This is a genomic window from Phocaeicola coprophilus DSM 18228 = JCM 13818, from assembly GCF_000157915.1.
Lineage (GTDB): Bacteria > Bacteroidota > Bacteroidia > Bacteroidales > Bacteroidaceae > Phocaeicola > Phocaeicola coprophilus.
In genome coordinates, this window is record NZ_EQ973643.1 from 754,673 (window position 1) to 763,583 (window position 8,911).

Here is an 8,911-nt window from a genome sequence, read left to right on the forward strand (position 1 = left end):
AAATTGCCCGGCACACAAAAGCATGTCGGGCAATTACACCTTTATATATAAAGGGATCCACTTGACAGATTATACCAGATGAGCAATCAGCTCTTCACGGTCTCCTTCCAGCAAGTCAATAACCGGAACTTCAATCATGGTATAGCATCCTGGTTTCTGACGCATAGAGGCACGGGCTACACAAACCAACACCTGAGCTGTAAGAGCCGGATTGTTGATCTTCATATCGAATTCAAACAACTGATTGTGAGTTTTGCCAGAAACTCCCTTACGTACCAGATTCACACCATGTCCTACATCGTTCAGATCGTCAACGCAGGGAACCTGAATAACATGAGTTTCATCGTTCACAAAATAAGCATCAGACTTAATAGCAGCCTCAACAGTCTTGAAGTCTGCACCCTCTTCCAGTTCTACATAAACCATACGGCGATGAATGCCTGTACCTACAGGAATAGTCATGGACAAAGCATCTTTAACACCGGCAATCGCGCGGACAGCTACAGAGTGTCCCATACTGCGACCCGGACCAAAGTTTGTATAAGTAATACCTTTCGGAGCAATAGCCTGCAATAAAGCACGAACTACTGAGTCGCTTCCCGGATCCCATCCTGCAGAGATAATAGACACGGCATTGTGTGCTTTGGCAGTTTCATCCAAAGAACGGCGCAGAGAAGTGATCTGTGTATGAATATCAAAACTGTCTACAGTATTGATACCCAAAGCAAGAATTTCCTTAGCATACTGTTCTACACTACGGGTCGGAGTTGCAAGAATAGCAACATCAACATCCTGTAATTCCTTGATATCTTTTACGACAGGATAATCAGCCAGTTCTGCAGGTTTATTTTCTGCACCATTCCGACGAACGATACCAGCAACCTCAAAATCAGGAGCAGCTTCCAATGCTTCCAGCGTAAACTTTCCAATGTTTCCGTAACCTACTACGGCAGCTCTAATCTTTTTCATATTCTGTTGTATATTTAATTATTGTTCTTTCGTTTTACGTTCGCAAAGTTACACAATTGAAATCATTCCAAACAAGCAGAAAGCAAAGGAATTTGAAAATATTCGAGCCAAACTTACAAATTATAACTTTCTTATAGCTATTTTTGTATCATAATTACAATTTATCAGAAAAATATGATTGAATATATTAAAGGAGAAGTTATCGAAGTTGTTCCAGCACAAGCCGTGATTGAGTGTAACGGAATAGGATATGCCATCAGCATTTCTTTAAATACCTTTTCTGCCATCCAAGGGAAAAAAGAAGTAAAGCTCTATATTTATGAAGCAATCCGCGAGGATGCTCATATCCTCTACGGATTTTATACCCGGCAAGAAAGGGAACTTTTCTTGTTGCTGATCACGGTTTCAGGTATTGGAGGTAACACGGCACGCATGATTCTCTCAGCGCTCAGCCCCTCTGAACTCTGTAATGTAATTAGCAGTGGTAACGACAAATTATTAAAAACCGTCAAGGGAATAGGACTGAAAACGGCTCAGCGAATTATTGTTGATCTGAAAGACAAGATTGCCTCTACCGGTATTGATACGGCGGCTCCTGTGACCTCTGTAATTGCATCAGCCAATACGGAAGTTTACGAAGAAGCTGTTGCAGCACTTACGATGTTAGGATTTGCACAGGCTCCTTCACAAAAAGTCGTCGGTCTCCTGTTAAAAGAGGAACCGGATCTGCCTGTCGAAAAGGTGATCAAACTTGCACTGAAGAGATTATAGGAGATTCTATGGCGCTGATCGGGTTATCGGACTGGAAAAGTTTTCCGGTCTGCGAAATTTAACCAGACTTCAGAAGAACTTTCCGGGAGAAGCAATTGTTTATTATGTAAATAACCTTTAAAACCAATAATTATGACACATAAACTGCCTACCCTTCCTTATCAAATGGAAGAACTTGCTCCACTCATGAGCCAGGAAACACTAGAGTTCCATTATGGTAAACATCTTCAGACCTATATTGACAATCTGAACAAACTGATTCCGGGAACTCCATATGAGACTCTCTCTCTGGAAGACATTATCTGTAAGGCCGACGGAGCTATTTTCAATAATGCGGCCCAGACATGGAATCATACGTTCTTTTTCCAAACATTAACTTCCCATTCTGATGTCATACCTCAAAAACTGGATGCATTGCTGACCAGCAATTTTGGTTCAGCAGAAGCATTCAAAGAACAATTTACCAAAGCGGCACTTGGTCTGTTCGGTTCAGGCTGGGTATGGCTGGCTGCTGATAAAGAAGGGAAATTATTTATTCTCCCAGAATCCAATGCAGGGAATCCATTAACTAAAGGATATACTCCCTTACTGGTTATTGATATATGGGAACATGCATACTATATCGACTATCGTAATCGCCGTGCTGCATATATAGAGGCTTTCTGGAAACTTGTTAACTGGGAAAAGGTCGCTGAAAGAATTATATAAGCAAAGGTAGCCGAACAGGCTCCGGATCCAATAAGCAAAAGAGACCTTCTGCAGGATATATCTGATTACCTGCGGAAAGTCTCTTTCCTTATATATAATAATGTAAATCACCCCTGCCATTAAACAGGCCGGAGAGATCATTCAGTTGTTTCCCCTGCCTTTTCCTGCATTTTACGGGTTACAAACTGAATCTTCAAATTAGCTTCTTTCTGTTCTTTCCGGATTTCTTCCATCGCTGACAGAATTTTAGCGAGATCAACTATTGCCACAATAGCCTTCACATCACTGGCCGGCATGACCGTCCGATAGTTACGGTCTCCCATAAATTCCAGACGAATATTCTTCTTGTCCTGATTAGCAACAATAAAATCTGCCACACCTCCATCATTGCCAACTTTATAGTCTGCCTTCTCAATGGCTCTTCCCAAATCCGTCGTTTCATAGCTGTCCGAAGAAGACGGTGTTTCTGCAAACAAGTCTCCCACGCTCACTTTCACTGCCGTATGGTGGATATTGCCGCCTGCACAATAAATAGAAGTCAACGACATTTCTCCGGTTTCACTTACCTGTGCCCGCAAAAAAGAACGTCCGATATTCTTTTCCACTACTTGAGTCGGATAAAAATAATTACCGACTTCCTGATAAGCTGTATCTTTCTCCAACACATAATTTCCCTTGATGGAATCCAGAGAAGCTTGTTTCACAGCCATAACGCTATCCAGATAAGCCAACGTCTGCTGCTGCTCCTTCAGGTCTACTTGCTGCATCAGGCCAATAGCAGCCTTGCGCACCTCAAAAGCTTTCGGATAAAGGGTACGAATACTATCTATTTGCAATTTTGCCAGGCTATAATCCTCTGCGGCAAACGAAACTTCCGCCCGCTGAAACAATTCACTTGCTTTCTTCTCGTCACTGTTACATCCAGCCAGCGTCAAAGCCAGTGCAACAACGATTAATCCTAATTTTTTCATCTGCTCAAGCTTTTTTAATTTGGAACAAAAATACAATTAAATCTGTTTGATATCAGCAAGACACACTATTTTTTTGTAATTTTGCACCTCATTTAAAAGAAAAGGATGGAATTAAAAGAACACTTTACCAATAAAATATTTAGTCTTATTTCAAAGACTGCCGATGAGATGGGCCTGGAGTGTTATGCAGTAGGAGGCTACGTACGTGACATTTTCCTGAATCGCCCTTCAAAGGATATTGATATCGTGGTTGTAGGAAGCGGAATCGAAATAGCACAGGCGTTTGGAAAGAAACTGGGACGCGGTGCCCATGTATCCGTTTTTAAAAATTTCGGTACCGCGCAAGTAAAGTACCATGATACAGAAGTTGAATTTGTTGGAGCAAGAAAAGAATCATATAGCCACGACAGCCGGAAACCCATCGTAGAGAACGGAACGCTGGAAGATGATCAGAACCGGCGTGACTTTACGATCAATGCCATGGCTGTCTGTCTGAATCAGGCACGGTTCGGAGAACTGGTCGATCCCTTCGGAGGGATGGAAGACCTCAAGGAAAGAATCATCCGCACTCCACTGGATCCGGACATCACCTTCAGCGATGACCCCTTACGCATGATGCGATGTGTACGTTTTGCCACACAACTCAATTTCTATATTGAAGACGAAACCTTTGCCGCTCTGGAACGCAATAAGGAACGTATTAAAATCATCTCACGCGAACGTATTGCGGACGAGTTAAATAAAATATTGCTTTCCCCCATTCCTTCAAAAGGTTTTGTTGAGCTGGACCGATGTGGCCTGCTGGAGTTGATTTTCCCCGAATTAACAGCACTTCAAGGCGTGGAAGTCAGAAACGGACGTGCTCACAAAGATAATTTCTACCATACTCTGGAAGTGGTTGACAATATCTCAAAAGTGAGCAACAACCTCTGGTTGCGCTGGGCTACCTTATTACATGATATCGGCAAGCCGCGCACCAAACGCTGGGAACCTAAAATCGGATGGACATTCCATAATCACAATTTTATCGGAGAAAAGATGATTCCGGATATCTTCCGCAAAATGAAACTTCCGATGAATGAGAAAATGAAGTATGTGCAAAAGCTGGTGGGGCTCCACATGCGTCCCATCGTCATTGCGGATGACGTAGTGACCGACTCTGCCGTCCGCCGATTGCTCTTTGAAGCTGGAGACGACATCGATGACCTGATGATGCTCTGTGAAGCCGACATCACTTCCAAAAACGAAGCCCGCAAGCAACGTTTCCTTGATAATTTCAAACTGGTTCGACAGAAACTGAAAGATCTGGAAGAAAAAGACCGGATCCGTAACTTCCAGCCACCAGTAGACGGAGCGGAAATCATGCGGGTATTCAACCTGGAACCTTGCCGGGAAATTGGAAGCCTCAAAAGCTCCATTAAAGATGCAATCCTTGACGGAGTAATTCCCAATGAGCATGATGCCGCATTCGAATATATGCTGAAGAAAGCTCAGGCAATGGGACTGACTCCTGTCAATCTGCCCGAAACGAATGCATGATATAAGTTATAAACCGAATGCAGGAAAAGCAACAAGTACTCCTGCATTCGATTTCTTTCTTTTCTTCTTTTATTCTTGTAAATACAACCTTCAGGATCTGTTCCTTCCTATTTTAAAATATAAATAGAAAATCTTTTGAATTTTCCAAAATGTTTTCTCGTTATAAATTACAGTTATCCACTTTTACCCACTACAACACACCAGAGAATGGATTTGCAGAATAAAAGTATTCCAATTTAGACAACAATCCCAAACTCTATTTTTACAGAATCATTTTAATAAATATCTTTGTATCGCTTTTCAAGGTAACGGAAGCGTTTCAAAAGGGAATGCCGTGAAAATCGGCAACAGTACCCGCTGCTGTGATTCTTTAAAAGCCCAGACAAGGCCATGCCAGCCACTGTAAATAACCATTTATGGGAAGGCGTTTGGGGAAGAGATCAGTCAGAAGACCTGCCGGAAAAAGCAAATGACATGTAATGTTTCACCTTTTTTCAATCTCAGTATGAATTGTATGAATCTGAATGAAATCTGTATTATCAAGCGCGATGGAAAGCGGGAAAACTTTTCAGCCGCCAAAATAACCAATGCCATTGGTAAAGCATTTGTTGCTACTGGCCTGGAACATCAGGAAGCAATGATTAATGAAATCACGCAACGTGTCATCGAACACTTTGCTGAACCGACCATTACAGTCGAGGCTATCCAGGACCTCGTGGAAACAGAACTGATGAAGGTTCAACCGGAAGTAGCCAAGAAATACATCATCTATCGCCAGTGGAGAAATACGGAACGCGACCGGAAAACGCAAATCAAACACATCATGGATGGTATCGTTGCCATCGACAAGAATGATATCAATCTGAGCAATGCCAATATGTCGAGCCATACTCCGGCCGGACAAATGATGACTTTTGCTTCGGAAATTACCAAAGATTATACATATAAATACCTGCTTCCGAAAAAGTATGCAGAAGCACATCAGCTGGGAGATATCCATATCCACGACCTTGATTATTACCCGACCAAAACAACAACCTGCATCCAGTATGACCTGGATGATTTGTTTGAACGGGGATTTCATACCAAAAACGGAAGTATCCGGACGCCGCAGTCAATTCAAAGTTATGCGACACTGGCCACTATCATTTTCCAAACAAACCAGAATGAACAACATGGCGGACAGGCCATTCCTGCCTTTGACTTCTTCATGGCCAAAGGCGTACTAAAAAGTTATCAGAAGGCTGTCACTTCCATTCTTTCGTTCTTCCTTGAAATGAAAGGATACAATGTTGCTGAGAACGACGTACAGAAAACAGTCAACCAGCAGCTGACTACCATTATACCATCTGCAGAGATTCAAAAAGAATTTCTGACAACATTAAACAAAGAGGGATTCAACGTCAATGAAGACGAACTAAAACATATCCTCAACAAGGCCTACGAACGGACTCGCAAGGATACCCACCAGGCTATGGAAGGATTTATCCATAACCTGAACACGATGCATTCCCGAGGAGGAAACCAGGTGGTTTTCAGCTCCATCAACTATGGAACAGATACCTCAGCTGAAGGTAGAATGGTTATTGACGAATTGCTGAAAGCAACCATTGAAGGACTAGGTACACGCGGTGAAGTTCCTGTATTCCCGATTCAGATCTTTAAAATTAAAGATGGAGTGTCTTATTCTGAAGCAGACTATCAACGGGCCATGCAGAACTTTGATGCTGCACTGGAAGGCAAAATGACTTTTGAGACTCCCAACTTCGATCTCTTCTTAAAAGCATGCCGCACAACTGCCAAAGCGCTTTTCCCGAACTTCATGTTTCTGGACACACCGTTTAACCAAAATGAAAAGTGGGATATCAATGATCCCAAGCGCTACAAATACGAACTGGCAACCATGGGCTGCCGCACCCGTGTATTTGAAAATCTGAACGGAGAAAAAACATCTTTAGGACGAGGTAACCTGTCATTCACAACCATGAACATGCCACGTCTGGCCATCGAAGCAAGAATTAAAGCTGAGAATATTATAGAAAGCAATAATTCTGACGCAATCGAACAGGAAGCATGCAACCTGTTCCTGGAGTCCGTAAGAGAGATGTCCCGATTCATAGCCGAACAATTGTATACACGTTATCAATATCAGCGTACGGCACTTGCCCGACAGTTCCCCTTCATGATGGGCAACAACGTATGGAAAGGCGGGGGCAATCTGAACCCTAACGACGAAGTGGGTGATGTCCTCAATCAGGGTACTCTAGGAATCGGCTTTATCGGAGGACACAATGCCATGATGGCACTCTACGGTCAAGGCCATGGTCATAGCAAGAAAGCCTGGAATACTCTTTACAAGGCCATTGAGGTAATGAATCAGGTGGCTGAAGAATACAAGCAGAAATATCATCTGAATTATTCCGTACTGGCTACTCCAGCCGAAGGACTTTCCGGACGCTTCACCCGCATAGACAAACGGAAATACGGCATCATCCCCGGAGTAAACGACCGGGATTATTATGTCAACTCATTCCATGTGGATGTGAAAGAGCCTATCAGTATCGTAGAAAAGATCAAGTGTGAAGCTCCTTTCCATGCACTGACCCGGGGAGGACATATCACTTATGTGGAACTGGACGGAGAAGCCCAGAAGAATGTCAAGGCCATAGCCAAAATTGTCAAGGTAATGCATGATGAAGGTATCGGCTACGGTTCGATCAACCATCCGGTAGATACTTGCCACAACTGCGGATATAAAGGCGTAATTTACGACAAATGTCCTATTTGCCGGAGTGAAAACATCTTGCGCATGCGCCGTATTACAGGCTATCTGACCGGCGACCTGAACAGCTGGAACTCAGCCAAGCGTGCGGAAGAACATGATCGTGTCAAACACGGATAACCCCGGACACTGCATGTTAAACTATTTATATACATATCCAGAAACTATTGTTGACGGTGAAGGCATCCGTTTTTCCATCTATCTGGCCGGATGCCATCACCGTTGCCCTGGATGTCATAACCCGGAATCATGGAATCCTCAGGCAGGAAAGCCTTTGACTCCTGAAGTGCTTGAAGATATTATCCAGTCGATAAATTCCAATCCGTTGCTGGACGGCATCACATTTTCCGGAGGAGATCCTTTCTTTAATCCCAAAGAATTTCTCACTCTCCTCCGTGTCATGAAAGAAAGAACCGGACAGAACATCTGGTGCTATACCGGATATACTTACGAAGAACTGCAAGCAGATCCGGAACGAAGTCCGCTTTTGGAATATATTGATGTGCTGGTAGACGGACGTTTTGTACAGGCACTCTACTCTCCTTATCTTGAATTCCGGGGAAGCAGCAACCAACGAATAATTTCTTTAAAAGGTCCGGACAATAGTTTATCTTTTAACATTTGACGCATATTCAATGAATAGGGTTACGAATTAAGTAACTCTATTCTCCATTTCTTATCTCAGCAGGCTCAAAAGTATTCCTCAAAGCCTCTTGAAGAAGAGACTTCACCCAAAGACATGATTTAGATCAAGAAATACACTTTTAGGCGATATTTTATGCTGAACAACATTGTTTATTATAAAAAAAGCCATACCTTTGCATCGTGGTTGTGAAACCAAAGGATATAAAAGGTAACAAAAGGTATTAGATTTAAGGTTAAGATAAATTAAGGTATTAGAGATTTTAAGGTAAAAAAGCAATTTGGTAAAAGTAATAGGTTAAAAGTTTTAGAGAGGTATTAGCAAAAGGTAAAGTTTTTAGGATTCAAGTTGAAATAGGTTTTAGAAAATTGCTTTAAGGTAAATAGAAAAGAAGGATAACAAAAACACAACTACTAAAAAGATGATGAAAACACAAGAACCCTTTAAATGGGGGTTCTTGAGATGGCAGCGGATGTCCCAAAAACAAAGGACAGCCGTTTTTTTTATTTCTACCGCACGATCCGGCTC

The 8,911-nt window shown here is 42.5% G+C and carries 7 protein-coding genes and 1 riboswitch; of the genes, 5 read left to right on the forward strand and 2 right to left on the reverse strand.

The genetic code is table 11. The features are described 5' to 3' along the window. Positions 1-69: 69 nt before the first annotated feature. Positions 70-969 (reverse strand): diaminopimelate dehydrogenase, encoded by a 900-nt coding sequence (locus BACCOPRO_RS11130; RefSeq protein WP_008143670.1) that lies wholly within the window; start codon positions 967-969, stop codon positions 70-72. 174 nt (positions 970-1,143) lie between these two features. Between BACCOPRO_RS11130 and ruvA the strand changes: the two genes are divergently transcribed. Both ruvA and BACCOPRO_RS11140 read left to right on the forward strand, forming a co-directional pair. After that, positions 1,144-1,740, forward strand: a complete 597-nt coding sequence (gene ruvA / locus BACCOPRO_RS11135; RefSeq protein ID WP_008143671.1) for a Holliday junction branch migration protein RuvA — start codon at positions 1,144-1,146, stop codon at positions 1,738-1,740. Positions 1,741-1,872: 132 nt separating this feature from the next. Continuing rightward, positions 1,873-2,448: a superoxide dismutase gene (locus BACCOPRO_RS11140; protein ID WP_008143672.1), complete on the forward strand. Its 576-nt coding sequence runs from the start codon at positions 1,873-1,875 to the stop codon at positions 2,446-2,448. A gap of 137 nt (positions 2,449-2,585) precedes the next feature. Here the strand turns inward: BACCOPRO_RS11140 and BACCOPRO_RS11145 are convergent, their stop codons facing one another. Beyond that, on the reverse strand, positions 2,586-3,419 hold the full coding sequence (locus tag BACCOPRO_RS11145; RefSeq protein WP_008143673.1) for an outer membrane protein assembly factor BamD: 834 nt from the start codon (positions 3,417-3,419) through the stop codon (positions 2,586-2,588). Positions 3,420-3,524: 105 nt separating this feature from the next. On the opposite strand from BACCOPRO_RS11145, the gene BACCOPRO_RS11150 reads away from it, so the two are divergent. The 3 genes from BACCOPRO_RS11150 (at position 3,525) to nrdG (ending at position 8,365) form a co-directional block, all read left to right on the forward strand. Further along, the gene (locus BACCOPRO_RS11150) at positions 3,525-4,958 is read left to right on the forward strand and encodes a CCA tRNA nucleotidyltransferase (RefSeq protein WP_008143674.1); all 1,434 of its coding nucleotides are present in this window, start codon (positions 3,525-3,527) and stop codon (positions 4,956-4,958) included. 286 nt (positions 4,959-5,244) lie between these two features. Next, a riboswitch (cobalamin riboswitch) is annotated at positions 5,245-5,433 on the forward strand. Positions 5,434-5,472: 39 nt separating this feature from the next. Then, positions 5,473-7,860: an anaerobic ribonucleoside triphosphate reductase gene (locus BACCOPRO_RS11155; RefSeq protein WP_008143679.1), complete on the forward strand. Its 2,388-nt coding sequence runs from the start codon at positions 5,473-5,475 to the stop codon at positions 7,858-7,860. A gap of 13 nt (positions 7,861-7,873) precedes the next feature. Then, positions 7,874-8,365, forward strand: a complete 492-nt coding sequence (gene nrdG / locus BACCOPRO_RS11160; protein ID WP_008143681.1) for an anaerobic ribonucleoside-triphosphate reductase activating protein — start codon at positions 7,874-7,876, stop codon at positions 8,363-8,365. Positions 8,366-8,911 lie beyond the last annotated feature (546 nt).